The following is a 26,935-nucleotide window of genomic DNA, read 5'->3' as shown; positions in this document are numbered from 1 at the left end:
TCCTCTCGTCTTCCTGATTACTCGATGGTGGAAAGTACATAGTCCATGGAGAAATCTGCCTGTAATGCCTGGAAGCTTTCCAAAGTCAGTTCTTCGTTGTAACGTACTGCCATGCTCTTAATCGCTTCTTCATTGTAAATACGGTAATCCGGATCTGCTACGTATGTGTCATACACTTCACACTCTTCTGCATTTCTGATCAGCAGATAGCCTTGGGAAAGGTGAATCGGCTCGTCAGACAGTGGATTGCCATCTACCGCATTGTAAAGCGCCATAAAGGTAAAGAGTGCGTCCGGATACATTCCACCTACGATACATTTAATAACGTCTTTTTCAAATCCATCCATCATACCATCGAAGGTATCAAATGCTGCAATCTTCATATCTTTGCCAGAAGAAAGAACTGCATTGTATACAGCTTCGCCGCCGCCCTGGCTAGTAGATGTAAGAATAACAGCATCCATATTCGGGTAAGCAGATGCAAAGTTATTAATCGCACTTACATGCTGCTGGGGATCCAGTGCATCCGGAATGGTGTACTCAGCCAGTTTTTCTGCGCCGGTTTCCGCAAGACCTTCATCAACACCAACATTACGCTGAATCAGTGCGTGTGCGGGATTTACATAACCTATACCAAACTTGCCGTAACCCTGTTCAACCATATACTCTACCATTGCCTTAGCGGTACCAGCCTCATCCTCCTGACACTGTCCCACGTAGCATTCCATAGCCTCTACTTCTTCTCTCATTGCTTCGTCATTGATGTTGCGGAAGCAATAAGCCACTTTTATGCCTGCGCTTTCACATGCCTGCGCAGTTTTATAGGAAACCGTATCAGACATCGGAATCGACATGATGCCGTCACAGCCTGCCGCAATCAGATTCTCTGCTGCTGCAATCTGGTCTGTCGGCTCTGTGCCGCAGATATTCCATTCCACCTCCACATTGCCCAATACTTCTGCTGCATAATCAACGACACTGACTACACTCTGTCCCAGTGCATCATCCTTGCTGTAGAAGATAACGCCGATTTTCAGCTTATCTTCCGAGGTTTCCGCTGCCGCTTCTGTTGTTTCTGCTTGACTTGTCTCAGTCTTTGAGCCGCACCCTGCCAGAAGGCCAGTCAGCATGGTCGCTGCCAACAACATCGCAATTACTCTTTTTGTTCTCATTTTTCTTCTCCTTTTTTATATTTTTATAAAAACAGCCCTTGCCGCTCTTATTCTTTTAAGCTATAAATCCCACAGATTTCTTATCGAAGGATATGTAAACGGTTAAAATGAAAATGACTCCCCGAATCAAATCAATCCAGTTCGCGCTTACTCCCATCAGCAGCAGTCCGTTATCCAGCATCATATACAGAATAGCTCCGATAACAATGGAACGCATCTTCACACTGGAACCGCCGGCCATGGAAATTCCGCCCAAAGCCAATGCCAGGAGGACCTGTGTTTCGTAGCTTTGTCCGGTCTGCGCGGTACAGCCGCCGGAACGAATTAGATTCACGAAAGAGGTAATTCCCACTGTGATACCTGTAATTAAAAACGCCAGCAATTTATATTTGTTTACAGCAATACCGCTTAGACGTGCCGCATTCATATTGGATCCAATGGCTTTGTTAAACTTTCCAATTTTTGTATAATTCAGCAGAAAAGTTCCGAGCACAACCACTATCAGGGACATCACCAGATAAAAAGCGAAGGTATCTAATTTACTCAAAGCCGTCGGTGTAAATCTGGCAACCTTTGAAGTCAAGGCCGCTGTAAAACCTTTGCCTGCAAACATAAAGCTAAAGCCAACCACAAAACAAGGAACCTTCGCATAGATATGTATCAGTCCCACCAGAATGCTACATACGATTCCTGCAAGAATACACATCGGCAGAGTCAGCCAGGTCACCTCGTTTCCTGCCACACAGCCAATACCTGCAGCAATCGCCACGATTCCTCCCAGGGAGAAATCCATATTTCCATGCGCCATGACAAAAGTGGCTCCAACTCCTCCTATGATGTAAAGGGAGGACTGAATCAGCAGAACCTTTAAATTATACGCTGTAAAGAATCTTCCTTCTGTTGTCAGAGCGAATAAGATAATCAGCCCCAACAGCATCAGAAGTGGTATGGATTCTTTTACTTTATTTATAACTTTTTCTTCGTTCATGTTTCTCCCACCTCCGTTACAGCATTGCATGAATCAGATCATGTTCACTTAATACTTCACTGCGTTCAAACTCACCTGTCTGCTTTCCATCCTTCATAACAATGATACGGTCTGACATTCCAAGCAGCTCCGGCATTTCCTCCGAAACCATAATGATGGATTTTCCTTCCTTCTTTAACTGTTCCATCAGCCGATAGATTGCTGCTTTTACTCCAATATCAATACCTCTTGTAGGACAATCCATAAGAAGAATCTCGGATCCATTTGCCATCCATTTTGCAACGACCACCTTCTGCTTGTTTCCGCCGCTCAGTTCCCTGACGTACTGGGAGGTATTCTGCATTTTTACTTCCAGCTTTCCCGCATGTTCATCGGCCAGTTCCTTTTCTGCTCTGGGTGGAATGAAAAAGCCTTTTTTGATTTTATCCATAGAAGCCATTACAATATTGTCTTTGATGCTTGTCGCCAGGAACAGCGACTCCAGATCTCTGTCTTTTGGCATATATGCGATCTTGCTTTTGATCGCTGAGCTAGGGCTGGTGATTTTCGTCCCATCCGTCAGATGTACGCTTCCCGAATCCGGTTTGATTGCGCCAAATATGATTTTACACAGCTCGTGCATCCCACACTCGGTCAAGCCTCCCAGTCCAAGTATTTCGCCTTTATGAAGCTGAAAACTGATATCCTGTACTGTTTCGCCCCAGGTTACGTTATCCACCTCCAGAACTACCTCTTCCTGATAGCTCATCTCATAATCGCCGCGATAATAGTCACCCGTCAATTCACGTCCAATCATCATGCGCTTCAATGTATCCTGTGTAATTTCTTCTTTCTGCAGGGTCCCGACAAAATGTCCGTCCCGAAGGACGCTGATGCTGTCGCACATCCTCTCTAATTCAGCCATATCATGGGAAATGAACACAATGGTTTTTCCGGCCTCTCTCATCTCATCCATCAGCTTATAAATAAGCTCGCGCCCTTTTTGCGACAGAGCAGTGGTCGTTTCATCTACAAACAAAACCTCCGGCTCGTTATACATGGCAACTGCCACTTCCACCAGCTTTCTGTCCTCAAAACTAAGCTTTTCAATCCTGTCCGCCGCATTGATGTGTCCTGCGCCAATGCGCGCCAACGCTTTGCTTCCCTCTTCAATCAAGCGCCTTTTATTCACATTTCCTGACTTGGAAAAGGTACTTTCTTTTCCCAAAAACATGTTTTCGGCTACGGTCAGGCCATTGATGGTGCCGTTTTCCTGAATCAGAATATTGATTTTTTTCTCTTTAGACTCCAGCATATTTTTCGGATTATGCTTCTCGCCCCTGTACCACATTTCCCCCGAATCGGGATGTCCGGTTCCCACGATCATGGATGCCAGCGTGGATTTTCCCGAACCATTTTCTCCAATCAGTCCCCGAATCTCTCCATATCCAATCTCAAGAGAGACATCCGTCAGCGCTTTTGTCAGACCAAACGTTTTCGTAATATGTTCTACCTTGATTACACTTTCTTTTTGCATACCATCTCATCCTACTTTTTATTTGAAATGTTTTCTCAGATACTTCCTGCTGATTTCCATCGATTCAAAAGGAGAGCCATGTACCCAGCCATCATGCGTCTCCAAAATTTCACAGGTACATCCATAGGACTGCGCCTTCTCCAGCAGTGCCGGCAAATTCAGATTTCCTGTCCCCAGCTCTGCTCCGGTTACAGTGCGTATTGGAGTTCCGGCTTTGTCACTGCATACCCGGCAATCGTTAATATGCATAAATCCGATTCTGGTTCCGATTTTGTCCAGCCATTCCATCGCTGTAAATCCGGAAATGGAAATCCAGTAGGTATCCACTTCAAACTTCACATAATCGGGATTTGTCTCCTCCAGCAGAATATCCATCGGAAGCGTTCCTTTTTCTGTACGAACAAACTCACAATTATGATTGTGAAACAGAAACGTAAGACCGCTTTCACTGATCTGCCGGCCACATTCATTTAACCGGCGGGCCAGTTCCCTTACCTGAGTACTATCCTCAAATACCGTCTGCATCACTCCCGCAGACACGATATAGTCTGTCTCAAGCAGTTTCGCCCGGACAATACTCTGCGCCGTATCACGATATATGTTCTCGAATTCCTCATGGACAGCCAATACTTTTAAGCCTTCATCCTGCATTTTCTGCTTCCAGAACGCCGCATCCTGCATCAAAAAGCTACAGACTTCCACTCCGTCATATCCGGCCGCCGCTATCTTTTGCAGCGTTTCGGATATCTGACATTCATCGTTCAGGTAATCTCTGAACATATACTGCTGTATTCCTACTGTCTTCTCCATCGCTCCTCCTTACCTTTCATCTGTCTGTTTTGCTCCATTTGTTCTCTACGTGTTAATTGTATGGTACATTAGTATCATTGTTTTGTCAATAATATTTTTTTTGATTCTGTTTTTTTGTCTATTTTGCACATAGAAATCCTTTTATTTTCCTGCAGTGCCATTCTTCTTTTTGCTTCTTTTATTTGTTTTGTATGAAACAATTGAGTCATCATTTTATCCATATTTTTTACCCCCCCCCCGGTAATTTTTTCCACATTTCTATGTGCATAATGCTTATTTGATATTGACAATAATTTTATCTTATACTAAAATGTCAGTGGCTTTAGACTGTTTATGGACATTTAATCTGCTTGTTATTTAGCTAACATGTGTAATTTCTTTGCAGCATACGAGAATTCAATGACAGTTATTGTTTTACACCATGCCCAATTTATAGCCTGAGCAAGTTATCTCTCAATTTTTAAAATAACATTTCTTGTATGAATATTTTCCAACGGAGGTTCGCATGCAGCAACAAAACTATATCTTGAAAGAACATTTGGATTTAAACTCCATCACCCCGCTTTACAAACAGATCGCAAATATCTTCCATCAAAAAATCAACAATGGTACCATTAAAGTCGGTGATCAGCTTCCTGCCGAACTCGTTCTCTGTAAGGATCTGGAGCTTAGCCGTTCCACTCTGCGCAAAGCCTTTAATGAGCTGGAGCAGGAAGGACGCATCGTCCGAAAACGAGGCGTGGGAACCATTGTCTGCGAGCCAAAGCTCAGCCGTAACCTGAATACGCTTTACAACTTTTCTTCCGAGATGCTGAATCTTGGAATCACGCCAAGCTCCGACGTACTAAGCTTTGAAACCATCAAGCCGGAGCCATACGTTGCCGGCAAGCTGAATATTTCCGAGGATATGGACGTATATAAGATCCGCCGTCTCCGAAAAGGCAATAGCAAGCCTCTGCTTCTGGAAGAAGTATACATTCCCACCATCTATCTTCCTCATTTGTCCAGAGAAGATCTGGGGGATTCGCTATACGCGCTGATTTCCCAATACACAGGAACCTTCCCCAGTGAAGCAACCGAAACCTATGAGGCAATCATTTTATCCGAGAAAAAGGCAAAACTGCTGGAATGTCCTCCAAACACTCCCGCATTTCGTATCAAACGTGTTTCCAAGAACTCAAATAATGATATCTTTGAATACTCCATTATCATTGCTCCCGGAAATCGCAATCGATATGAAATCACTTTGTATCAGAAAAACACAACTTATCAGAATACCTACAGACAAATCATCTGACAAATCCATAAAAAACGACAGCCGTATCACTGAAAATCAGTGCGTGCGGCTGTCTCTTTCTTTCCTATGTATTTTTTTCAGAAACTTTCAAAACGATATTGACACTTCAGTATTTTTATGTTTTAATTGTATCATACATTTACAACATTGTAACCATATATTTCAAAACATACAAGGAGGTATTACTTATGGAAGGTACAATGAAACAGGCTTGGCTCAATAATGTAGGCGAAGGCCATTGGGAAATCCGCGAGGTTCCGATTCCCAAACCAGGCCCCGGACAGGCACTTATCAAAATTCACGCGGGATCTATCTGCAAGCAGACAGACTCCAACACAGTCCGTGGCTATCATCCGCCTCACGATCATCAGTGCTGGGGTATGCTTCCCCATCACATGCGGATGTTGTATCATAACACTCCGGAAAATCCGGATCCGCTTGCTGAAGTTTACCCGAAAAAACATCTGAAATATGACTGGGAGCCGTTCCCGTCCCGCATGGGCCATGAAATGGCAGGAGAAATCGTAGAGATCGGCGGTTTCTTAGGACAGCATCCTTACGGAGAATACACCACCGAAGACGGCAGGAAACGTGTAACGGAAAACAACCTGGTAGCAAACAATAATCCTTTCAAAGTAGGAGATCGCGTGACCGGAAGCCCGATCTTCGGCGGTTTTGCAGAGTATGTCGTTGCCGACTTCTCCGCAATTGCAAAAATTCCTGACGGCGTTTCCTATGAAACAGCTACCCTGGCTGAGCCGGTTATGTGCGTATACCCTCACGTAACCCAGACTGTTCAGTTCCGTGACCGCGTGGTGGTACTGGGCGTAGGTGCCCTTGGTTTTGCTTCCATGTGCATCGCAAAAGGTATGGGTGCGAAGCAGATCATCGCAGTAGATCTGGATGATGCAAAGCTTGATTTTGCAAAAGCTCACGGTGCAGATGTTATCATTAACCCGAACAAAGTGGATAACGTGGCTGACGCTATCTGGGATGCAACCGAGCATCAAGGCGCTGACAGCGTTCTGGAAGTTACCGGTGAGCCCGAATGTATCCAGCTTCTTCCGTATATCACCAAGTTCGGCGGACGAATCGGTCAGATTGGCGCCTGCTGCAAATTAGTTCCGATTGACTGGTCTTATTTCCATTTCCGCGGCCTGTCTGTAAACAAGTGTATTGTTGGAGCAGGTATGGTGAACGCCCACAATGCGCCAAACAGTAATCACGGCTTCGATGTAGCTCTGGATCTGATTCAGAACGGCATCGTACCCATGGGCGATTTCATTGATTACAAGTTTGAGATGACTACTGAAAATCTGGAAAAGGCCTTTGATCTGGCATTACATGACAATACAATGAGAAAAGCAATGTTTATCTTCAAATAAAGCTTTCCTGTTGTATCAATAGAAAGTCTCTATTCAATCGGGTAGTGTAAGAAAGGTTGTGTCTTTGGAAATAAATGGCTCCTTTTTGGTAAGAATCAAGATATGAATAATCTTATCAAAAAGGAGTTTTTATATGGCGATTGCCAAGGAACAAATTCGACAAATTATTACACAAAACGATCTTACCAATGTACAAGATGTTTATTCTTTGTTGAAAGAAAGTTTCAAAGACATCTTACAAGAGGTACTGGTTGCAGAAATGGATGCCTCCCTGGGCTATGAAAAGAACCAAAAAGGTGATTTGGAAACTACCAATGCTATTTTAGTTTCTTAAAAGAACTGAAATCTAATTCAAGGAAGTAAAAAAGGAACTGAAATCATTTTAGTTTCTTTTTTACTTCCTTGAATTTATTTCTTTAAATTTTAAAATTCTACTTTAAATAATCCTTTCACGACACCACCCGTCTCTCCATCAGCTCCCGGACCTTCGCGTCTTCCATCCCCACCCTCTTCAGCACGCAGCAGTACACCAGCTTCATCAGAATAAACGTGGTCTCCGCCAGCTGGCCATCCAGCTGCATGTAGCTGCCGTGGGTGATGGTGTTCCGGTAGCTCACCAGTTCATCGATATGCCTGCAGCTGATGTATTCGCCCAGCAGGGGCTGGTACTTTTGGAAACAGATTTCTATTTTATCCGCCAGGGCTCCGCTCATGTGATCCAGGGTGCCGAAGATAAACTGGTAGTCATTGGCCTCCTTCAGCGGATGTTCGCCATCACGGTGAGCCTTCACCAGCCCTTTCATTTCCGTTACCAACTTTTTAAATTCCGCGTCGCGCTCCACTTTGACTTTGGAAAGCTCCATCTCGGACTCCAGGGCCGAGCAGACCTCCCGCACATTCATGCTGGTAATAAAATAGACATCCTTATCATGCTCCGGTATGAATCCGATATTGAACTTGGGCTTCTTCGGCCGGTTCTCGGCTATGGACGCCAGAAGCGGCGGCAGGCAGTCCCCCAGCGCCTGAAAGGTGATACAGCTGAAGATCTTCTTTTCCGTTATCTGCTCCCAGTCATGACGGACAAAGCACTCCGCCATCTCTTCATAAAGCTCCGGAATATTCTCGCTTTTCCGGCCCAATAGGATTCTGTCAAAACCCACATTCTGCCGAAAGGCCATAAACTGACAGAGCCGCAGCAGACAGCCGTAGACCTCCGAAAAATCTGAAAACTCCCGGGACTGCCCCAGAATCAGTTCCAGCGTCGTATCCGTTACCTCGATATAGTCTCCTTTTTCTGCCGAAACTCCTTCCCGGATCCCGGAGGCCACTTCCAGCGTACCCTCCAGCGCCTTTCCCTTCAGTTCCCATTTCATGGAATCCTTCCGGAAATCAAGAAACCGTCTTCCGTCCTCTTCTTCCGTTCTCAGCCCAGCCTTCCAGTACAGTTTATTCAGGACGCCTCCCGTCAGAATCAGACTCTGAAACGCACCCGGTTCCGGATCACTGCTCACGAAATACAGCCAGGTCTTCAGGGTCGCCTCCCGGTGAATCTTAAACTCCTGCCCACAGTACAGATACACATATTTGTTCCCCGTGGTTTTTCCCACGATACAGCCCTGCTTCTGATTCAGCTTTTCCATACTTCTGCTATCCGTGTGGGAATTGATAAACACACAGGTAAAGCCATCCAGGGCAAAAGAAATATGCTCCTGGCCGACTACGGTGCCGTATAGTTTTTTCTTTTGCATGGGCTGCCTCCGTTCTTTTAACGCCGTCTCAGCACATAATCAAACACATCCCAGAACCCTTTACTCACCTGCTCAAACCGGAACTTATCCAGCAGATCCAGCGACTTCTGTCCCATCTTCTCTGCTTTTTCCGGCTGCTGAAGCAGCTCCCGGAGACAGGTTCGGAACTCTTCCTCCTGATAGGGATCCACCAGCACTCCATTCTCCCCATTTTCAATCATATCATAGGCTCCGTCCGCATAAATGGAGCTTACGATGGGAAGTCCCGCGCACATGGCCTCCAGAATCACCAGCGCATAGCAGTCCTCCCGGGTGGGAAGGACAAAAATGCCGCTTTTCGCGTATTCCCGCTTCAGCTCTTCTCTGGAGAGATAGCCCAGGAAATGCACCCGCTCTCCGATTCCCAGCTCCTGCGCCAGACTGCGAAGAGCCTCTTCTTCCGAACCGCCGCCTGCCAATGCCAGCTCCCAGGGTTCTTCCATCCCGTTCAGAGCCCGCAGCAGTAAATCAATGCCCTTTCGCTCAATCAGGCTGCCCACGCAGAGTAGCCGGTTCGCCTGCCGGTTCTCCGGCTCCACCCGGTACTGAGCCACGTCCACCGTCAAAAGGCTCACAAAACACTTCTCTGCCCGGGCGCCATAGGCGATCTGCGCCTCCCGGGAACGGGTACTGCTAGCCAGATAAGCTGCCCCATGGCTGATCACATAATGGCGGAACTTCCTCTGTAGTCTGCCGATATTCCGCTCCGAATGAAGGGTTCCGTCGGTCCAGCTCACATAGGGAATCTTCTTTCTGCTACAGTAGTGAACCGCCTGCAGAATCGTAGGATTATACTCTGAGCCTACCACCAAATCCGGCTTCAGCTCATCCAGCAGCTTCGCCACCCCTTTGGAGATATGAATATACTTTGTGTCATAACGCCGCGGAATCTTGATGGTATAGGAATCCAGAAAATGGCTGTTCCGCATCTTTGCTTCATCGATATGCCAGCTGCGGTTATCCTCATTTCTGCTGGCATAGACGATATGAATCTCATATGCTTCCGTATGCTTCTGCAGATAATCAAACAGCTCCACCCTGTAGGGCGCCGGAATGTTTGTGATGATTACGACTCTTTTCATAGACTTTTTCTCCTGCTCTGACACCAGTCTCCCAGCAGTCCCAACAGCACGGCCAGCACGCCGAAAACTGTCACCGCCTGGGCTCTGTATGTAAAGAAGTAATGAATCTGGGAGTGATTGGAAAATGCAATATACCAGAGATACGGGTACAGGCACACGCCCAGAATCAACAGATACCGAAGCGCTGTATCCCTGTCTGCCTTCCACTGCCGCCAGCCCAGCACCGCCAGAAGGATTCCCGGAATCACCAGGCAGACCGCGGGCCAGTTCATATAATTCAGCATTCCCACATTTCTGCTCAGGGCCTCCGCAGGCGTCGTCACCTCTTCCGCGCTGCCCACGGAACGGAACAGTACCTGATTCAATGCATCTGTCAGAATATTTCTTCCCAGAATCAGGCTTCCCAGAATCCATTTGGTACTCCAGCAGAGCACATAACCTGCAGCCCAGGAAACTGAATAGCCGATCAGGGCTTTTACCCGGTTCCGGAAACTCCTTCCTGTCTCATCCGCCAGCAGCCACACGATCAGCGGAATCCCCAGTGTGATAACTGGGAAGGTCAGAAAATCAAAAAAGCTGATGCACATACCGCAGCCAAAGAACAATTCCGGCATCCCCAGCTTTCTTTTCTCCAGATTACCCAGCAGCGCAAGCACCGTCAGAAACATCACCGTGTAAGAGGCCATGTACTGGAAGCTGATGGGCGCCACAATGAGAAAGGTGGCCGTCAGCCCCAGGATAAAGGCGCACGCCGCTCCCGTGCGTTTCGTTTTCCGGTACAGCATCATTCCCGACAGGAAACACAGGATATTGATGATAAACATATTCAGATAGCGAATCTGCGGATAAGTCAGGAACAGACTCAGCGGCTTTAACACTATCAGATAGCCATGCCAGTATCTCGTATAATCCTTTGCGTACATGGCCGACTGCAGCGCTCCCATCCCGTCCTCTGTGGTGAGACGCTCGTACATGGCCCCGTCCGTATACAGATCAATGGTAGCCTGGGAATTCCCGAAAAAAGGCTCCGGATATCCGCCTTCCACATATTCCTGTTCCCATCTGTCCTGAAAACTGTCCACTGCTCCCTGCATCCGGCTGTTCGGTATGGCCGACACCAGCCAGAGCGCCGCTGTAAAAAGTAAAATCAGGGCCAGATAAATTCCTGCCATCTTTCCTATCGTTTTTTTCATATCTCCCTCTATTCTCCCTGCACAGAAGAATAAATCTCCCTCAGTCTCTCATAATTTTTCTCCGGCGTATAATACTGCTCATACACCTCCCGGGGCTTCCACTCCCGTTCCGGCTCCGCCTCCAGCTTTCGCACCGCTTCCCGCAGGCTTTCCGGATCCCCGGTTCGGAAACGGTATCCTGTCTCGCCCGGAAGAACCATATTTCCCGCATTGCCTATATCGCTGGCCAATACGGGCGTTCCGGCCGCGTAGCTCTCCATGATGACCATGGGCTGTCCCTCGTAACACAGGGTAGGAAGAATCAGCGCTTTCACCTGACCCAGCAGCTCCATGACCTTTTCATGAGGCATCTGCCCCAGCAGCTTCACCTGACCCATTTCATGCTCCTCCAGATACTTCCGGATCCAGTCCTCTTCCGGTCCGATTCCGCAAAGAAGCAGTTCTTTATCCGGAAAGGCCTGCCAGGCCTCTATCAGCGACCGTACCCCTTTCAGAGGTTCCAGCCGCCCCACATACAGATAGCTTCCTGTCCGCACCGTTTCCTGCCGCTGTGTATCCGCCGTAAAATTCGGCTTCACATAGACCTTTTCCGGATCTACGATCTGTTTTCCTTTTCGGTTCAGCAGTAACAGCTTTTCCCTGTTAAAATCCGTGAGGCAGATATAGGACAGCTTCCGATAGGTTCCCAGTATCCGATGAACCTTCAGAATGGCCGCGCCGGCCAGAGTCTGGGCCTTTGAGCCCCGATAGCAGCTGTGCCGCACCGCGCAGCCCAGTCCCTGCTCCACGCAGTCCTCGCACACCTGCCCGTTCCGCAGAAACGTGGCCGCCGGGCACAGCATCCGGAAGTTATGGATGGTCTGCACCACCGGAACCCTGCATGCAAAGGCCGCGTAATACACGGACGGGCTCACCAGATTCAGGGTATTGTGTACATGAACGATATCGATTTTCTCTTTCCGAATCAGCCGCTTCACTTCCCGGAAGCTGCGCAACGAAAACAGAGACGTGAACGGAAGCAGACACTTCTGCCACGCCGAAAACGCCTCCATCTCCCGGTTGGAACGGCTGTACAGAATCACTTCATGGCCATGTTCCTCCAGAAGCCGTTTCTCATTCTGTACCACCGTGTCCTCGCCGCCGGGGATTTTATAGTAGTTGTGAATCAGCAGGATGCGCTGTTTTTCCATCATCTTTTCCTCTGTTCCTATTTACCAAGCAGAATCCTTAACATCGGCGTCATACTGCTGTAACATGCCGATATCAGGCCGAAATTCTTTCTTACAAAATGAAACCACTCTCCTGTGGGCAGTCCTTTGGGACTCTCTTTCCGTTTCCACCGCTCTTTCCGCGAAAGGGACGTATCCCTCCAGGTTTTCCCCACCGGATTGTCATTACAGCAGCCCACGAAAAAATTCGTGGGATAAATCGCATATCCCATCTGGCTGGCTGTCAGTCCATAGTCAAAATCCCCCAGAGAATGGGTATAGGCTTCGTCTATATTGGGCAGCTTCAGAAAGATATCGTAGGGAATCAATACGCAATTCGCATTGAAGGTATCGCAGGATACCGGCTTTTCTCCCGACATAACAATGTCAAACTTCGGTCGAAATCCGGAAGCCTTACGCACGCCTCCATAAGACAGGTTTCCTTCCGTATCGCAGGTGGCTCCTACCAGTATCCCATCGCCGCACTGGGCCGCCATCCGTTCTATGACTCCCGGATAAAACTCCACATCATCATTGAACAGAAGGCAGTAATCATAGCCCTGATACTGCTCTTTTGCTTTCCGAATCCCCAGCCGCATTCCGCCGGAATAAAACAGACTTCCATTTCCGGTCAGCACAGCTACCTGCCGCATATCCCGCAGCGCCTCTTCCGTTCCGTCTGTACTTCCGTCGTCCACCGCCAGAAAGGTAAACTCAACTTCTTCATTTCCGGCGATCAGGCTTTTCAGACAATTCACCGTTTTTTCTTTTCGATTAAAGCAGGTAAAAATACCCAGCACCTTTTTCTTCATTACCAGTAACACCCATCTTCTACTTTTTCCAGCTGTTTGGGACGCTCTTCCTGCCCCGGATATACCCAGGCGTCAGAGTACCATTTTCTCACATAACTGTACTCTTCCTGCTCGTCCCAGCGTTTTCCCCGGATACCGAACAGAATCTGTGTGGCACCGCCCAGGTGAACCGCCTGCTTTCCCGCCTTTTTCAGCATGGCCGCAAGGGGGAAGCCATAAGCGCCGCAGCCGATAATCGCCACATCAAATTCCTGCTTCATGGCTTCTTCATACATATAATACAATGCCTCAAACCAGTCGCTAAACCGCTCATCTGTGGCTCCCGCTATGGTCTGCACTGCCTTTTGGGTCAACAGTTCAAATTCCGGAAGGATCTCCGTCCCCGGGAAAATCCGTTCCCGCTTCCGATACTGACTGGCAATGGTATCCGCAAAGGGATGAATCACCAGTACTCGCTTCCCTTTTAACGCCGCAGACCAGGGCTGTTCCGGTGTCTTCCAGGGCTCCAGACTGTCCAGAGAAGCTATCTGAAGCTCCTCCTTCATCTTACGGGAAATAAAATAATCCTCAAAGGGCTCCAGCTCCACTCCCAGGGCATCCGCCTCCCTGGCCGCGTCCACCATCACGTCCAGAAACCTCTTTCCCAGCTCCGTCTTTTCCGGAAAAAATCCAGACCAGAGACACAGCTGCTTCATGGCTTTCTCATAATTCCAACGCATGTGAAAGGCAAAGGTACGCATCACAAACATTTCCGTATAGCCGTAACGGGCCGCCATAAAGGGCTGCCCGGACAGAAGCTGCCCGCCGATATACCGGTTCATCTCTTCGCAGCTTTTTACCTGCTTCCCCGCATACGTTTTCTCCCTCTGCAAGTACTCACTGCCCGTACACTGCTGACAGCTTTTTCTTCGCCGTCTTCCCTTTATAAAATATCGGATTCCCGTAATTATCATTTTCCCATTCTCCTGCTTTACTTCTGGAGCCACTCGCTCCAATTAAAGAGCTGGCAGCTCTTCTTTCCCCATCTGGACCGATTGGAAAACTCAAACCATGCCACTCCCGGCTCCAGTAAAAAGGTATCTCCGGTACAGAGGGCACATTTTTCCTGTTCTTTGGTAAGAAATACCTTGGGATAGGGCAGCGCACTAAACTGCTCAATCTCTTCTTCTGTACATGCCGTATCAACCAAAATCACACGAATATTCTTTTTATTCAACCTTGCAAACCGCTTTATCCACTTTTCTCTGGCTTCCTCAAAGCTCTTTGCATGCTGAAAATAGAGTACTAGATCATCCAGTCTGCCTACCGGAAAGTGAATCTCTCCTCCACCCAGCTTTCTGAACTTCTCCACATCCGGCTCCTGATCCTCTTCCAGTTCACATCTCCGATACCTATTCAGATGATTCACGAATTTCAGAAAGTCTGAAGGACTCATCTGGATATTCACCGTAGGAGACCGAAATTTCATTCCATAGCTATGGTAAATAACACCTGCGATACAATTATTGGACAGAAGCGAAATCTCTTTCTGATCGAACTTTTTTCTTTTTCCCTCCAGATAGGTCCAAAGATACAGGAATCTGGCGGCTATTTTCTTTTGTATCTGCTGCATTTTTACTCTCTATGCTCCATATACTCTCGCATTATATTGTGATCTCCCACCCGTTTTTCATAAGCATGCACAGAAAATGGTATCTTCCCTTCCTCTAATAATTGTCTTGCCGTCTGCTCTGCTGCAAACTGCTCTGCGAATTCCGATGTAGGAAGTCTATATTTATCTTTCGCATTCAGATAATAGCACAGGAAACCGTCCTCATTATTTCGTTTTGATATTTTCGATATTTTTACGGCCACAGGATGATTTTTGATAATATCTAACATAGCTGATATCTTCCGCAAACTCATTCCGCCATTCCCAACCCGCGCCATAAGCGGCTGATTGAATGGTATTCCCCATTTCTTTGCCACTTTTTCTAAATGATTCATTCCCTTAAATATTACCGGATATAGTTTCTCTTCCTGTTTCCATGGTGCTCCTATGTAATCATATGCAAACTGCATAAAATAGTCCAATTTATCATCTTCTGACAGAATCCACACATCCGGTTGTACAACCAGCATATATTCATACTCAGAAAAACGGCTATAAAAATGTTCTGAAAGAAGTAACCGGCTATACATAAATATATTTTTAAAATATTTTGTAGCAAAAGTCTCCCATTTTACCTGTGGATATTTTGACTCATACCATGTGCTGTTCATTCCCGCCGGAGCGACAAAATACAATTTTCGGTTTTTCAATACTTCGACAGATCTGTCTACTGCATAGGCTTCTTCTTCTGATAACTTTTCTTTATAGATGGGTATGATTACACATATTTTTTTCATCCGTTCTCTCTCTCATTCCATTTGCACCACGTTTCCGGATAAAACTCCTCTTTCCAATTTCCCCAGACAGGTGCATAAATTCTTTTTTCTGAATTTTTATTTAAATATGCAGCCCACCAGCTAAATGTGCTGTTTGCGATAACCTGATGTCGGCACGCTGACATTAAAAAGAAATCATTCAGCGTACTTTCTTCGCTTTGATCTTCCCAAAATATTGCATCATCCACATATTTTCCAATACTATCCCTGGCAAATTCCGGATCATCGGAAAAAACATAATATTTCGCATTTGGCATCTCTTCGTCAATTCTTTTCAACACCTGCTCATAATAATTCAATGGCAATGTACATCCGATGTTCACATAGTCGCCTCGGCGAATATGCACCGCCACACTTTCTTTCTGCTGCACCTTTTGTATCTGTTCTTGTATTTTTTTTGGCATATCATAATTCGGAACAATCATTTTCCTCAAGTCATCTTCCCATTTTTCAAAATAATGATAGGACTGCCAAAACCCATACAAATAGATATTTTTATTTTTGACAAAGCATGTCGGATCATATATCCATGGATTCTGTTCTTTACAGATTATCGTTCCGTACCCAATAGCCTTTCTGCGTCTCAATTTATTCCATATGGCTCTGCTGAACAAATCTTCCTTTCTGCCATAGGATATTCTTTTGTCATATTGAACTGCTGTTTTTAATAATTCTAACTTTCTGAATGATCCACAGTCCAATGTCGTCGTATCAAGCGTTAACTGCTCTCCCCGCTCTTTTGCCAAAGCATATCCGCAGGCATAGGTGAAAAGCTGATTTCCAAATCCTTCTCTTATCCAAACAGTAATCATATCTTTCCCTTCCGGAAGTTATATTCGTATAGCATTTGTGTCTTTATCCATCCACTTACTGAAGAAATACAACCTTTTATTTTCTTTATCATGATAGCTCTTTTATTTCTTTTACGATACTCTGCCGACCAATGTTCTATATCTTCAAGATCTTTTTCCACCTTTGTATCCATCTTCACATTATACTGAATTGCCAGCACTTTCATTTTTTGATAGATATCCAACATACCGCTGAATTCTTTTTTTAATTCAGTCTCCTTTTTCTCTATCGCTGTCTTTTCCATCAAACCATAGCATACCCTGGAAAAGCTCTTAAATACATGTTCCCAATCCTCCGGTTCTATTCCCACTTCTGTCGCAAACAAAATATCTCTCCAGGATACTTCCACTATGTCAAAGGCCCTGTGATTTATCGACTGTCTGGTCAGTGTCTGCTGATAAGCCCTGCATCCATACAGGCACTTATGATACTTTACCAGTCTTTCGCATTGGGCGAGCATTCTCAAAGAATATTCGCTGTCTTCCGCGATAGATTTTTCGCTGAAGCGGATATTCTGAAACCTTTTCATGTCATACATTCTTCCTGCTGTACAGTTCCGAATCTGCGGATTTGCAGAAAAATAATCCCGAAGCAAAGTTTCATGTCCTTCAAAGCAGATTATTTTGCCATCCGAATTTTCAAACTCATTTTTCAGCGGATACAGACATGCCAATCCTACTTCTGCTATATCTGCAGAATACTTCTGTAAAATCCTGACTAACGTTTCCACATAGTTTTCAGCCACATAGTCATCCGCATCCACATAGGTAAGATATTCTCCTGTAACTGCATTTAATCCCGTATTTCTCGCAATACCCGGTCCACCGTTTTTCTGATGAAACACTTTTATCTGCGCGTATTCCTCTCCATATCTGTCACACAATTCAGAACTTCCATCAGAAGAACCGTCATCTATCAGAATGATTTCCAGGTTTGAATAAGTCTGAGATATCAAGCTTTTCATACAGGATGGAAGATATCTTTTGCAATTATATACCGGTGTTACTATACTTACTTTCTTATCCATCCAGTTTCATCCATCCTTCACACCATATGTCTTTTACATCTACTGTATTCAACCACTTTGATGGAGCTATTACTTCTTTTTCTTTATGTCCGTTCAGCCATGCTCCCCACCAGCTGAAGCTACTGTTGGCAATGATATTGTGCCTGCATTCTGACATCAGATACATATCATAGATCGCCGTTTTTTCCGTATTACAGTCTACAAAGCAGGCATTTTTCATCTCCAGGTTTTCTTTCGCCCACTCCAGATCATTGGAGAATACAAAAAAAGTGACATTCTCATATTTTTCTTCAAAATATCGGATTGCTTTTTTATAATAGTCTAAGGTGCATATTCCTCCATATATTTTCTGATTCGTCTCACTCAGATAATCTCCACGTCTCACATGAATACTTACAGAATGTGTCTGGTGAATCATAGATAAAAATTTTTCATTTTCCGCATCCTGTATCTTCGGAAATTCAAATCTCTGACGTATCACTTTTTCGATATCAGAAAAATACTTTTCTGACTGCCAGAAGCCCTCCACGTATCCTTCCTGAATGGAATATATCGTTTCATCATAAAACATGCCGTCCAGATGATATACTTTTCTTTCCAAATGCAAAGCTTTTCTCAAAGCTTTTTTCCATAGGGATTCCTGATGTAAATAATGTTCTATTTCATCTTGTTCCGCTTTTTCCGGCTGCAGATTTTTGAATACTCCCAACTCATATTTTCGCAGATCATCCTGTGCGTAAAAGCTCGATATATCCGCTTTTACGTCCTTTCCAAGATACTTTAATTTCTCATACATGGCATACTGGAACATCTGGTTTCCCAATCCGCCCATAATTTTTATGATAATCATTTCTTACCCATTCTTTTCGCTATTCTGAACGGTCTTTTCACTACGCTCTCCGCAAATAATAGCCATCTCTGCTTTTTGATAATTCTTGTTTCTCTTTTGTGTCCCGGTTCCGCCAGGTACTCCTTAATGTACGCATTCTTCAGGTATTCCGGAAAATATCCTTCCACAAATTGATACAGGTCATTTACTTTTTCTCTATCATATTGAACCAAAAGAATTCTCTGCACACCGGAGCACAATACATGCTGCACTGTCATCCACTCCAGCTCTGACTTATACTCCTCAAACTTTCCCTTCGTTTTAAAATACTCTAAGGTAATTTTCACTGCCGTACGGATCTCTGTCATTCGCTTTGTGTTCTTTGTATGAATAATGCTGGACTCCCGCTGTATATAATAGTATAGAGGTTCGCTGATCACTCCTATATTTGATGTGTAAATAGCAAGACAGGGACTCGTCGCGATATCCTCATAATAAATTCTTCCCGGATAACGCACATCTGTGTCTTTAAATAAAGATGCCTTATATATCTTATTCCATGCTGCAGGCGTCTCCTGCAAAAACTGCTGTCTTGTAATCTGCATGTAGGGAATCTCTCCATGCAAATGCTGTACCGCCTGACTTCCGTCTTCCTCTTCCATTATAAAGTCAAAAATCAGAATGTCATTGTGGTACTGCGTCAGATACCAGTCCACCGTTTCCAGCATTCTTTCTGATATATAATCATCACTGTCTACCATTACCAGATATTCACCTTTTGCCGCTTCTATCCCAGTATTCCTGGCTCCGCCCAAACCTGCATTTTTCTGATGGATAACTCGCATTTTATCCGGATACGCAGAAGCATACTTGTCCACAAGCTGTGCACTGGAGTCTGTGGAGCCGTCATCTATGAGAATCGCTTCATAATCACTATATGTCTGCGTTACTATGGAGTCCAGACATCGTTTCAAGTATCGTTCTACATTGTATACAGGAATTATAAAACTGTATTTCAACTTATCACCTATTCGCTTTCATTCTTCTCCAACTGCCTGATTAACGCCACAATCATAACATAAAAAATAATATATTCACTTAATCCGTGCCCGCCCATTTCCATCATAAGATAGGAAAACACAGAACAAAGTAATGGAAGAACCATATACTTTACTCGTATAGCAATTTCAGAATTTATTATACATTTTATCGCCGAAACAAATGCAGCAATATTAAATACCGTCCATAACCCAAATGGGAAAATACCTGTATCGTTTGCTACTTGCAACCAATAATTATGCATTGTAGTAAACCCTGCTGCAACCATTGTTCCTCCGCCCTTCCAGTGTGAAGGGATTTGCAAAAAAGCTTCCCACATCATTTGAAAGCGAACATTCTTTAAAATTCCACCATCTCTTATGAAAAAGCTATGATAATAAGACGTATTTCTTATTCCTCCTATATTGCAAGCTATAACCAAACCAAGCAATGCAGCGCCACCTAATACTCCTAAAAGGAAGTATAGCATTTTTTTCTTTTCTTTTCTATTAAACCACAAATATAACCCTATACTCGCTGCTCCTGATACTGCAGTTACCATCAATACCATTCTATTATCTACAATAATATTAATAATATTTTCAATAATAATCGCTACATAAATCCCGATTCCACGCAGCCACTTTTTTTCAGCCATACAATATGTGCCGTATCCTACTATCCCTACTATAAAAACTCCCCAATAACTGAATTCTGTAGCATAACGTGAAGTATGTGTCCAAAACTCATTCCAAATCCGTCCACCTTCAACAAATCCTTCTCTCATGTAGATACTATAGTTTAAAATACTATATATAAATGTTCCCACGCATATTATCAACAGGATTCTCTCTATTTGTTCATAACTTTTTTTCCATGTGGCCTGCTGGCAAACCAAATACATCAATAATGGCGGCCACACAGCGGCCCAAAAATGAAATCGAATCTGCCAATATTCACTTTGGTGAACTTTAGCAAATATGAGACCATGAATCATCATTGCACCTGCTAATGCTAAAAAGCATATATCCATATTAAATCCACGATTCAATATAATACCTAATAATATATATATACTTGCTCCTATAATGATCCACTTTTCCGTGTATCCTCCTACATGTGTCGCGATTAAAAAAACTCCTAACACACATATATAGTAATATATTTTTTCCCATCTATTCATCTCTTTTTTTATCATTTGAAATTTTCCTTTCTCACTTTTCCTCTCCATATCTTCTGAAACATTAAGTATAATTTTTCTTCCAAATATTTCATTTCTTCAGTTTTTCTAAAGAGCAAATATAAAATCAAATTGATTACTATAAATATCAAAATAGCCGCCATAAAAATCCGTATCAAGGATATTTCTGCAAGTAGCTTCCACGTAAATGTATAACTTATTGCTGTCAAAACAATAAGAATTCCAATATATTTAAACCACACTATATAATATTCCCTCACCGGTTCTTTGAAAATTCTTTTATATACAATCCATGGTCTCCATACCACATCAACTAACCCCTGCGCTAAAGTTCCTATATAAACTCCGGGAAGACCAATAAGTTTTGCCAATATAATGCTTACTACTAAATTCACAACTGCCTGAACAATCCCAATGTATTTGTCCGCCTGAAAAATACCACAAGCTGTTTTAAAGTTAGCCACTGCCACCTTCAGTCCTGTTAAATAAAAATTGAATACCATTAATGCCATCGTCAATGTATCTATTAAATTCGTCTTTCCAGCCCATATCTTTACAAATGGCTGAAACAACACAAATAATTCCACTGAAATTATTCCATATATCCAAAATGCCAAAAAATTATAAACTTTAAATATACTTTTTCTTCTTTCTTTTGATTCTGTTGCTACAAAGTTTCCAATACTTGCTACAGAATTGTTAAAAATAATAGATATGATTCTTGTTAATGAAGAAGTAATCAATGTATAGTTAGATATTTTTCCAACTGCTGATAAACTAATAAATGTAGAAACTATAATATTATCCGTCTGACTTACACATACATCCCCTACTTTGTGATAAACCATAGCTTCGACGTTTTCTTTTAAAACTGCTTTTTCCTCATCTGGCAATTTTTGAACATTCTTTTCTTTCAAAAGTGGAAATTGTCTATCCACATATAATGAAACAATAATTCTCTGTAAAAACTGAAATATAGCCTGTATCGTAAGATATAATAAATAATTTTTAAACAATACCAGGGAACAACATTGTACTACAACCATGAAAAAATTAAGAACTGCCATAACATTCGTAACCGCATATTCTTTTTGTGCAGCACTCATCAGTCCATTTTTATATGATACCATATAAGAGGTCACAGTATTAAACAAGAAGAATCCATAATACAAATAAACATGTTCTACACTCTGAGCATCTTTAATCATATTTGGCAGGAAAGGACAGATGGCTAATCCTATAGCCAGTACTACTACCATAACCCATCTATATGCTTTTTTGTATACTGCCATTAGACTCTTTACTTTTTCTTTATCATCCATTGCTAATGGTTTGTATAAACTGTAATTAAGAACATTGCCAATTCCCAATTCTGTAAACGACAATATTCCAAGTACATTTGTAAATAATCCGTTTAATCCCAGATATTCACTACCTAATGTATAAATAAATACTGTACGTGATATAAAACTAAATACCATGGTAAGGACATTTGCAATGTATCCCCATGCTATATTCTTAGCTACATTTTCCGTTCGTGAAGCCTTTTGCTGCATTTTATTTTAACTCCTACCTCTATACTCATTCTACTTTATTTATCTTTTAATTTTTTACTCATAATACCATAAAAAGAGAATGGTCGCAACTTTAACCATTCTCTTGAGTTTTATGCTTCTTTTTTCAATTCTTTACCTACTTACATTTGAAATCGCTACTTTCTCCACACCATCTTATCCACCACTCCGGTGTAACTCTGGATAATCTTTACCACCTTCGTGCTCACATTCTCCTCCACATAATCCGGAACCGGGATACCCAGGTCATTCTCCAGATTCATTTCTACCGCCGTATCCACCGCCTGAAGAAGACTCTTCTCATCAATTCCTGCCAGAATGAAGCATGCCTTGTCCAAGGCTTCCGGACGTTCTGTACTGGTGCGGATGCAGACTGCTGGGAACGGATGTCCTACAGATGTGAAAAAGCTGCTCTCCTCCGGAAGTGTTCCACTATCGGATACCACTGCAAAAGCATTCATCTGCAAATGATTATAATCATGAAAGCCCAGCGGCTCATGCTGAATCACACGATGGTCGAGCTTAAACCCACTGGCCTCCAGCCGTTTTCTGGAACGGGGATGACAGGAATATAAAATCGGCATATCATATTTTTCGGCCAACTTATTAATCGCAGAAAATAAAGATAAAAAGTTTTTCTCTGTATCAATATTTTCTTCTCTGTGCGCTGACAGCAGAATATATTTGTGTGGCTCCAGACCCAGCTTTTCCAAAATATCTGACTTCTCAATCTCCCCCAAATTCTGATGAAGCACCTCAGCCATGGGCGAACCTGTCACATAGACACGCTCTTTCGGAAGCCCACATTCATGCAGATACTTTCTTGCATGCTCTGAATATGCCAGATTCACATCAGATATAATATCTACGATTCTGCGATTTGTCTCCTCAGGCAGACATTCATCTTTACATCGATTTCCCGCTTCCATATGAAAAATCGGAATATGCAGACGTTTGGCTGCAATGGCAGACAGACAGCTGTTCGTATCACCCAGAATGAGAAGTGCATCCGGTTTAATCTGATTCATCAGTTTATAAGAACAATTAATGATATTTCCCACGGTTGCTCCCAGATCATCTCCTACCGCATCCATGTACACTTCCGGATTCTCGATTTTCAGATTTTCAAAAAAGATACCATTCAGATTATAATCATAATTCTGCCCTGTGTGTGCCAGCACCACATCAAAGTACCTACGACACTTGTTGATTACCGCCGCCAGCCGGATAATCTCCGGTCTGGTCCCCACGATAATCAGAAGTTTCAGCTTTCCGTTCTCTTTAAAATGTATATCTGAATAATCTGTTCTGATTTTCATTAGTTTTCCTCCACAGGTTCAAAAAACGTATCCGGATGTCCCGGGTCAAAAACTTCATTCGCCCACATCACCGTAACCAAGTTCTCTGTTTCTGACAAATTAATAATGTTATGGGTATATCCAGGCAACATGTGTACTGCCTCTAGTTTATCTCCGGATACTTCAAAATTCCATACCGGATAAGATTGTCCCTTCTCATCCAGCCCGATTTTTCTTTCCTGAATCAGCCCGTGTCCCGATACAACCATGAAAAATTCCCACTTAGAATGATGCCAGTGCTGTCCCTTTGTGATACCCGGTTTGCTGATATTCACGGAAAACTGCCCGCAGCTTTCTGTCTTTAAAAGCTCTGTAAAGCTACCTCTTTCGTCACAATTCATCTTCAGCTCAAACTTTGTTTTTGACTCCGGTAGATAGGAAAGATAGGTCGAATACAGTTTTTTTGCAAAAGAATTCTGCGGAATCTCCGGCATCAACAGACTCTGCGACTGTTTCTGAAACTTATGCAATAGTTCCACAATTTCGCCTAATGTCACTTTATGCGTAATCGGTGCAAAACAATACCTTCCCTGTTTCTTCTCTACTGCATCTACACCATCAAACTCACAATGATGTTCCTGTCCTTCCAGAGCATCCAGCATCTCTTTTATCAGATCGTCAATGTAAAGAAGTTCCAGCTCTACTTTCGGATCGTTCACCTGAATCAGTAAATCATTGGCAATATTATTACAAAAGGTAGCCACCGCAGAATTATAATTTGGCCGACACCATTTTCCAAACAGGTTCGGAAAACGGTAGACTAACACTTTCGCTCCCGTTTCTTTTCCATACTCAAAAAACAGTTCTTCTCCCGCAAGCTTTGACTTTCCATAATCCGAGCCTTCAAACCGTCCTAAAAGCGTCGCCTGAATCGAAGAGGAGAGCATCACCGGACAAGTATTTTTGTATTTTTTTAAAGTGTCCAATAGTGTCGAAGCGAAGCCAAAATTTCCAGCCATAAACTCCGTGTTCTCCTTCGGCCTGTTCACTCCTGCCAGATTAAATACAAAATCCGCTTTTTGACAATATTCATCCAGAAGTTCTGGCTCTGTATGTACGTCATACTCATAGATTTCATCAATGTTCAATTCCGGCCGCGTTCTGTCTTTTCCCTGTTGAATATTCTTCAAAGACTCTGTCAGATTTTTTCCTACGAAGCCAGCTGCTCCTGTTATCAAAATATTCATCGTTTTTTACCTTCTGTTCCAGTCAGCCAAAGCTTCTTTCACATAATCCGTCGTCATGATCTTGTCCACAGTTCCGTCCACATCCAGTCGTCTGGTATTATGGCTGGTATATGCTTCACTGGCCATGGTCTGCACCTGTCCCTTTACAAAGAACTTATCATAATTCAGATCCCGCCCGTCCGGAAGTACACGATAATAATCGCCCATGTCAACACTGCGCATGCACTCCTCATTCGTCATCAGCGTTTCAAACAGCTTTTCACCATGACGAGTTCCAATGATATGAGTTCCTGTATCCCCAAACAACTTCTGTACCGCCTTTGCCAGATCTCCGATGGTGCTGGCATCCGACTTCTGCACAAACAAATCTCCCGGCTCACCATGCTCAAAAGCAAACATTACTAATGCCACAGCCTCATCCAGATTCATCAGGAACCGAGTCATATTGGGATCTGTGATCGTAAGCGGGTTTCCTGCTTTGATCTGGTCAATAAACAACGGAATTACTGAACCTCTGCTGCACATTACATTTCCATATCTGGTACAACAAATGGTTGTCCGCCCCGCTGCCACTCTGGCATTTGCACCGATTACTTTCTCCATCATGGCTTTTGAGATACCCATGGCGTTAATGGGATATGCCGCTTTGTCTGTGGAAAGGCAAACAATTCTCTGAACTCCTGCATCAATGGCTGCATGAAGCACATTGTCTGTTCCTTCCACGTTTGTTCTGACCGCTTCCATAGGGAAGAACTCACAAGACGGAACCTGCTTCAGGGCTGCCGCATGGAAAATATAATCTACACCAGGCATCGCGTCCTGTACAGAACGCATATTTCTCACATCTCCGATATAGAACTTCACTTTTCCCGCCAAGTCCGGATGCTTTGCCTGCAGTTCATGACGCATATCATCCTGTTTTTTCTCGTCACGAGAAAAAATACGGATCTCCTTCAAATCAGAATCCAGAAAATGCTTTAATACGGTGGAGCCGAAGGAACCGGTTCCGCCGGTGATCATAAGGGTTTTATCTTTGAAAAATTTTGACGTTGCCATAATCTATTCCTCTTTCCTTATGTCTCTATTATTTTAACAGAAACTTTCTTGAATAAACGTATTATCTATCCATTTATGTCAGAATTCTCGCTTTGTTTTTTTTTCATATAGCCATTTAATTTTTTCCCCAGTTCTTTCAATCCTCCATATTTCATTATTCGTAACCCTTTTTCCATATTTCTTTTAAATCTTAATAAGGGATGTCCGGTTCCTAATATTCTCCAGCACATTTTATCATACTCTTTATCACATATTACAAATTCAGAATACTTTAAAGGAAACCGATAATCATATACTTTTAAACTAAATAATCTCTGAATAACTTTAGGCATCTTTTCTATTTTATCAGCAGTATGTGCAGCTTTGCAGCTCATACCTATGCTAACTGACATATTATATTTAGGAATAATATTAAGCGTATTATACTGGTAACTATTCACCATCGCACATGTCTCAATAGACTTTGCCATTGGATTCTTTAAAAATTCGTCTCTATCTCTTTCTGCGTCTTTTAAATATTTTGCTTTTCTTAGTTCCTTGGGCACAGCAGATTCTAATAATTGCTTATTATATACATCCTCAAAAACCGGATATCTATAATTCCACCCCTCATATGTTCTTTTCCATATTCCCACACATCCACTGGATATTTTATGTGCAAAAAAATAATCTGCGGTTACTCTTTCTGTTACTTCTTCAATATTTTGTCCACATATTAATTGCACCCTCAAATCATTTTCATATTTTTTTAATAGTTCCTGACAGAACCAAAAAAAGCTTTGGCTGCAGAGCATATCATCTTCAAGGAAAATTAATTTATCTACCTTTTCAAAAGCTCTTTTCATTCCTTCATTGGCGTTTATTAAAATACCTCTGTTTTCTTCTGCATAATACCGGTGTACTTCACATTCCCATGGAATATCCTCTAGTATTTTTTTACATAGTTCTATTTGTTCTTTGTCGCCAGGAACTGTCTTTCTTGGCCCATCTCCAACTAAAAATAACATTCTGGGTTTAACTTCTTTAATAATTTCAAATACTCTTTTTAATGTTTCATGTCGAGTAAAAAAAGTTAACATTATAGGGGTCTCTAATCTCCATTTTTCCATATTTTATCTATGGGAGCACTTTTGTCA

25 protein-coding genes and 1 pseudogene are annotated in these 26,935 nt (G+C 43.2%); 3 read left to right on the top strand and 23 right to left on the bottom strand.

Annotation, left to right across the window (positions count from 1 at the left end; translation table 11 throughout):
* Positions 1-17 precede the first annotated feature (17 nt).
* The 5 genes from H8S44_RS03020 to H8S44_RS03000 form a co-directional block, all read right to left on the bottom strand.
* Entirely contained in the window at positions 18-1,172 is a 1,155-nt protein-coding gene (locus tag H8S44_RS03020; protein ID WP_186873316.1) for a sugar ABC transporter substrate-binding protein, read from the bottom strand.
* Between the two features lie 55 nt (positions 1,173-1,227).
* The gene (locus H8S44_RS03015; protein WP_186873317.1) at positions 1,228-2,160 is read right to left on the bottom strand and encodes an ABC transporter permease; all 933 of its coding nucleotides are present in this window, start codon (positions 2,158-2,160) and stop codon (positions 1,228-1,230) included.
* Positions 2,161-2,176: 16 nt separating this feature from the next.
* Positions 2,177-3,676: a sugar ABC transporter ATP-binding protein gene (locus H8S44_RS03010; protein WP_186873318.1), complete on the bottom strand. Its 1,500-nt coding sequence runs from the start codon at positions 3,674-3,676 to the stop codon at positions 2,177-2,179.
* Positions 3,677-3,694: 18 nt separating this feature from the next.
* A complete protein-coding gene (locus H8S44_RS03005; protein ID WP_186873319.1) occupies positions 3,695-4,486 on the bottom strand; it encodes a sugar phosphate isomerase/epimerase family protein in 792 nt (263 codons plus the stop codon).
* Between the two features lie 74 nt (positions 4,487-4,560).
* Positions 4,561-4,707 carry a hypothetical protein gene (locus H8S44_RS03000; protein WP_186873320.1) on the bottom strand — a complete coding sequence of 49 codons (147 nt, stop codon included), beginning with the start codon at positions 4,705-4,707 and terminating at the stop codon, positions 4,561-4,563.
* 284 nt (positions 4,708-4,991) lie between these two features.
* On the opposite strand from H8S44_RS03000, the gene H8S44_RS02995 reads away from it, so the two are divergent.
* From H8S44_RS02995 to H8S44_RS02985, 3 genes and pseudogenes are all read left to right on the top strand, one after another.
* Positions 4,992-5,783: a GntR family transcriptional regulator gene (locus H8S44_RS02995; RefSeq protein ID WP_186873321.1), complete on the top strand. Its 792-nt coding sequence runs from the start codon at positions 4,992-4,994 to the stop codon at positions 5,781-5,783.
* A 188-nt stretch (positions 5,784-5,971) separates the two neighbouring features.
* Positions 5,972-7,168 (top strand): zinc-dependent alcohol dehydrogenase, encoded by a 1,197-nt coding sequence (locus H8S44_RS02990; protein ID WP_186873322.1) that lies wholly within the window; start codon positions 5,972-5,974, stop codon positions 7,166-7,168.
* 133 nt (positions 7,169-7,301) lie between these two features.
* Positions 7,302-7,484, top strand: a pseudogene (locus tag H8S44_RS02985) (IS256 family transposase); the annotation flags it as partial.
* A 133-nt stretch (positions 7,485-7,617) separates the two neighbouring features.
* Here the strand turns inward: H8S44_RS02985 and H8S44_RS02980 are convergent.
* The 18 genes from H8S44_RS02980 to H8S44_RS02895 form a co-directional block, all read right to left on the bottom strand.
* The gene (locus H8S44_RS02980; RefSeq protein WP_186873323.1) at positions 7,618-8,916 is read right to left on the bottom strand and encodes a hypothetical protein; all 1,299 of its coding nucleotides are present in this window, start codon (positions 8,914-8,916) and stop codon (positions 7,618-7,620) included.
* 17 nt (positions 8,917-8,933) lie between these two features.
* The gene (locus tag H8S44_RS02975; RefSeq protein ID WP_186873324.1) at positions 8,934-10,037 is read right to left on the bottom strand and encodes a glycosyltransferase family 4 protein; all 1,104 of its coding nucleotides are present in this window, start codon (positions 10,035-10,037) and stop codon (positions 8,934-8,936) included.
* Entirely contained in the window at positions 10,034-11,230 is a 1,197-nt protein-coding gene (locus H8S44_RS02970; RefSeq protein ID WP_186873325.1) for a hypothetical protein, read from the bottom strand. Before H8S44_RS02970 ends, H8S44_RS02975 begins: the two co-directional genes overlap by 4 nt.
* An 8-nt stretch (positions 11,231-11,238) precedes the next feature.
* Complete coding sequence (locus H8S44_RS02965; RefSeq protein ID WP_243167461.1) at positions 11,239-12,423, bottom strand: glycosyltransferase family 4 protein; 1,185 nt, start codon at positions 12,421-12,423, stop codon at positions 11,239-11,241.
* 14 nt (positions 12,424-12,437) lie between these two features.
* Complete coding sequence (locus tag H8S44_RS02960; protein ID WP_186873326.1) at positions 12,438-13,250, bottom strand: glycosyltransferase family 2 protein; 813 nt, start codon at positions 13,248-13,250, stop codon at positions 12,438-12,440.
* Positions 13,250-14,203: a hypothetical protein gene (locus H8S44_RS02955; RefSeq protein ID WP_186873327.1), complete on the bottom strand. Its 954-nt coding sequence runs from the start codon at positions 14,201-14,203 to the stop codon at positions 13,250-13,252. The genes H8S44_RS02960 and H8S44_RS02955 overlap by 1 nt, the downstream gene beginning before the upstream one ends.
* Positions 14,204-14,220: 17 nt before the next feature.
* Complete coding sequence (locus H8S44_RS02950) at positions 14,221-14,862, bottom strand: DUF1919 domain-containing protein (protein ID WP_186873328.1); 642 nt, start codon at positions 14,860-14,862, stop codon at positions 14,221-14,223.
* Positions 14,863-14,864: 2 nt separating this feature from the next.
* Positions 14,865-15,638, bottom strand: a complete 774-nt coding sequence (locus H8S44_RS02945) for a DUF5672 family protein (RefSeq protein WP_186873329.1) — start codon at positions 15,636-15,638, stop codon at positions 14,865-14,867.
* Entirely contained in the window at positions 15,635-16,489 is an 855-nt protein-coding gene (locus H8S44_RS02940; protein WP_186873330.1) for an alpha-1,2-fucosyltransferase, read from the bottom strand. Before H8S44_RS02940 ends, H8S44_RS02945 begins: the two co-directional genes overlap by 4 nt.
* Complete coding sequence (locus tag H8S44_RS02935) at positions 16,486-17,556, bottom strand: glycosyltransferase family 2 protein (protein WP_186873331.1); 1,071 nt, start codon at positions 17,554-17,556, stop codon at positions 16,486-16,488. The genes H8S44_RS02940 and H8S44_RS02935 overlap by 4 nt, the downstream gene beginning before the upstream one ends.
* Positions 17,549-18,367, bottom strand: coding sequence for an alpha-1,2-fucosyltransferase (locus tag H8S44_RS02930; protein ID WP_186997526.1), 819 nt, complete (start codon positions 18,365-18,367; stop codon positions 17,549-17,551). Before H8S44_RS02930 ends, H8S44_RS02935 begins: the two co-directional genes overlap by 8 nt.
* A gap of 35 nt (positions 18,368-18,402) precedes the next feature.
* Positions 18,403-19,404, bottom strand: a complete 1,002-nt coding sequence (locus tag H8S44_RS02925; RefSeq protein ID WP_279288109.1) for a glycosyltransferase family 2 protein — start codon at positions 19,402-19,404, stop codon at positions 18,403-18,405.
* 8 nt (positions 19,405-19,412) lie between these two features.
* Positions 19,413-20,621, bottom strand: a complete 1,209-nt coding sequence (locus H8S44_RS02920) for a hypothetical protein (protein WP_186873334.1) — start codon at positions 20,619-20,621, stop codon at positions 19,413-19,415.
* Positions 20,618-22,180, bottom strand: coding sequence for an MATE family efflux transporter (locus H8S44_RS02915; RefSeq protein ID WP_186873335.1), 1,563 nt, complete (start codon positions 22,178-22,180; stop codon positions 20,618-20,620). The genes H8S44_RS02920 and H8S44_RS02915 overlap by 4 nt, the downstream gene beginning before the upstream one ends.
* Before the next feature lie 155 nt (positions 22,181-22,335).
* The gene (gene wecB, locus H8S44_RS02910) at positions 22,336-23,517 is read right to left on the bottom strand and encodes a non-hydrolyzing UDP-N-acetylglucosamine 2-epimerase (RefSeq protein ID WP_186873336.1); all 1,182 of its coding nucleotides are present in this window, start codon (positions 23,515-23,517) and stop codon (positions 22,336-22,338) included.
* Positions 23,517-24,743, bottom strand: coding sequence for a polysaccharide biosynthesis C-terminal domain-containing protein (locus tag H8S44_RS02905; RefSeq protein ID WP_186873337.1), 1,227 nt, complete (start codon positions 24,741-24,743; stop codon positions 23,517-23,519). Before H8S44_RS02905 ends, wecB begins: the two co-directional genes overlap by 1 nt.
* A gap of 6 nt (positions 24,744-24,749) precedes the next feature.
* Entirely contained in the window at positions 24,750-25,799 is a 1,050-nt protein-coding gene (locus tag H8S44_RS02900; RefSeq protein ID WP_186873338.1) for a polysaccharide biosynthesis protein, read from the bottom strand.
* 65 nt (positions 25,800-25,864) lie between these two features.
* The gene (locus H8S44_RS02895) at positions 25,865-26,908 is read right to left on the bottom strand and encodes a hypothetical protein (RefSeq protein ID WP_186873339.1); all 1,044 of its coding nucleotides are present in this window, start codon (positions 26,906-26,908) and stop codon (positions 25,865-25,867) included.
* Positions 26,909-26,935 lie beyond the last annotated feature (27 nt).

Origin of the sequence: Anaerosacchariphilus hominis, assembly GCF_014290175.1 — a bacterium.
Lineage (GTDB): Bacteria > Bacillota > Clostridia > Lachnospirales > Lachnospiraceae > Laedolimicola > Laedolimicola hominis.
This window is presented reverse-complemented; position numbering and strand designations above follow the sequence as displayed.

What these genes read in the sequence shown, in the direction of transcription:
- H8S44_RS03010 (WP_186873318.1), bottom strand. Translation starts at nt 3,676, where the DNA reads ATGCAAAAAGAAAGTGTAATCAAGGTAGAACATATTACGAAAACGTTT.
- H8S44_RS03005 (WP_186873319.1), bottom strand. Translation starts at nt 4,486, where the DNA reads ATGGAGAAGACAGTAGGAATACAGCAGTATATGTTCAGAGATTACCTG.
- H8S44_RS02920 (WP_186873334.1), bottom strand. Translation starts at nt 20,621, where the DNA reads ATGATAAAAAAAGAGATGAATAGATGGGAAAAAATATATTACTATATA.
- H8S44_RS02955 (WP_186873327.1), bottom strand. Translation starts at nt 14,203, where the DNA reads ATGATAATTACGGGAATCCGATATTTTATAAAGGGAAGACGGCGAAGA.
- H8S44_RS02915 (WP_186873335.1), bottom strand. Translation starts at nt 22,180, where the DNA reads ATGCAGCAAAAGGCTTCACGAACGGAAAATGTAGCTAAGAATATAGCA.
- H8S44_RS02995 (WP_186873321.1), top strand. Translation starts at nt 4,992, where the DNA reads ATGCAGCAACAAAACTATATCTTGAAAGAACATTTGGATTTAAACTCC.
- H8S44_RS02990 (WP_186873322.1), top strand. Translation starts at nt 5,972, where the DNA reads ATGGAAGGTACAATGAAACAGGCTTGGCTCAATAATGTAGGCGAAGGC.
- H8S44_RS03020 (WP_186873316.1), bottom strand. Translation starts at nt 1,172, where the DNA reads ATGAGAACAAAAAGAGTAATTGCGATGTTGTTGGCAGCGACCATGCTG.
- H8S44_RS02930 (WP_186997526.1), bottom strand. Translation starts at nt 18,367, where the DNA reads ATGTTCCAGTATGCCATGTATGAGAAATTAAAGTATCTTGGAAAGGAC.
- H8S44_RS02945 (WP_186873329.1), bottom strand. Translation starts at nt 15,638, where the DNA reads ATGAAAAAAATATGTGTAATCATACCCATCTATAAAGAAAAGTTATCA.
- H8S44_RS02965 (WP_243167461.1), bottom strand. Translation starts at nt 12,423, where the DNA reads ATGATGGAAAAACAGCGCATCCTGCTGATTCACAACTACTATAAAATC.
- H8S44_RS02980 (WP_186873323.1), bottom strand. Translation starts at nt 8,916, where the DNA reads ATGCAAAAGAAAAAACTATACGGCACCGTAGTCGGCCAGGAGCATATT.
- H8S44_RS02895 (WP_186873339.1), bottom strand. Translation starts at nt 26,908, where the DNA reads ATGGAAAAATGGAGATTAGAGACCCCTATAATGTTAACTTTTTTTACT.
- H8S44_RS03000 (WP_186873320.1), bottom strand. Translation starts at nt 4,707, where the DNA reads ATGGATAAAATGATGACTCAATTGTTTCATACAAAACAAATAAAAGAA.
- H8S44_RS02900 (WP_186873338.1), bottom strand. Translation starts at nt 25,799, where the DNA reads ATGGCAACGTCAAAATTTTTCAAAGATAAAACCCTTATGATCACCGGC.
- H8S44_RS02970 (WP_186873325.1), bottom strand. Translation starts at nt 11,230, where the DNA reads ATGAAAAAAACGATAGGAAAGATGGCAGGAATTTATCTGGCCCTGATT.
- H8S44_RS02935 (WP_186873331.1), bottom strand. Translation starts at nt 17,556, where the DNA reads ATGGATAAGAAAGTAAGTATAGTAACACCGGTATATAATTGCAAAAGA.
- H8S44_RS02905 (WP_186873337.1), bottom strand. Translation starts at nt 24,743, where the DNA reads ATGAATATTTTGATAACAGGAGCAGCTGGCTTCGTAGGAAAAAATCTG.
- H8S44_RS02960 (WP_186873326.1), bottom strand. Translation starts at nt 13,250, where the DNA reads ATGAAGAAAAAGGTGCTGGGTATTTTTACCTGCTTTAATCGAAAAGAA.
- wecB (WP_186873336.1), bottom strand. Translation starts at nt 23,517, where the DNA reads ATGAAAATCAGAACAGATTATTCAGATATACATTTTAAAGAGAACGGA.
- H8S44_RS02975 (WP_186873324.1), bottom strand. Translation starts at nt 10,037, where the DNA reads ATGAAAAGAGTCGTAATCATCACAAACATTCCGGCGCCCTACAGGGTG.
- H8S44_RS02950 (WP_186873328.1), bottom strand. Translation starts at nt 14,862, where the DNA reads ATGCAGCAGATACAAAAGAAAATAGCCGCCAGATTCCTGTATCTTTGG.
- H8S44_RS02940 (WP_186873330.1), bottom strand. Translation starts at nt 16,489, where the DNA reads ATGATTACTGTTTGGATAAGAGAAGGATTTGGAAATCAGCTTTTCACC.
- H8S44_RS03015 (WP_186873317.1), bottom strand. Translation starts at nt 2,160, where the DNA reads ATGAACGAAGAAAAAGTTATAAATAAAGTAAAAGAATCCATACCACTT.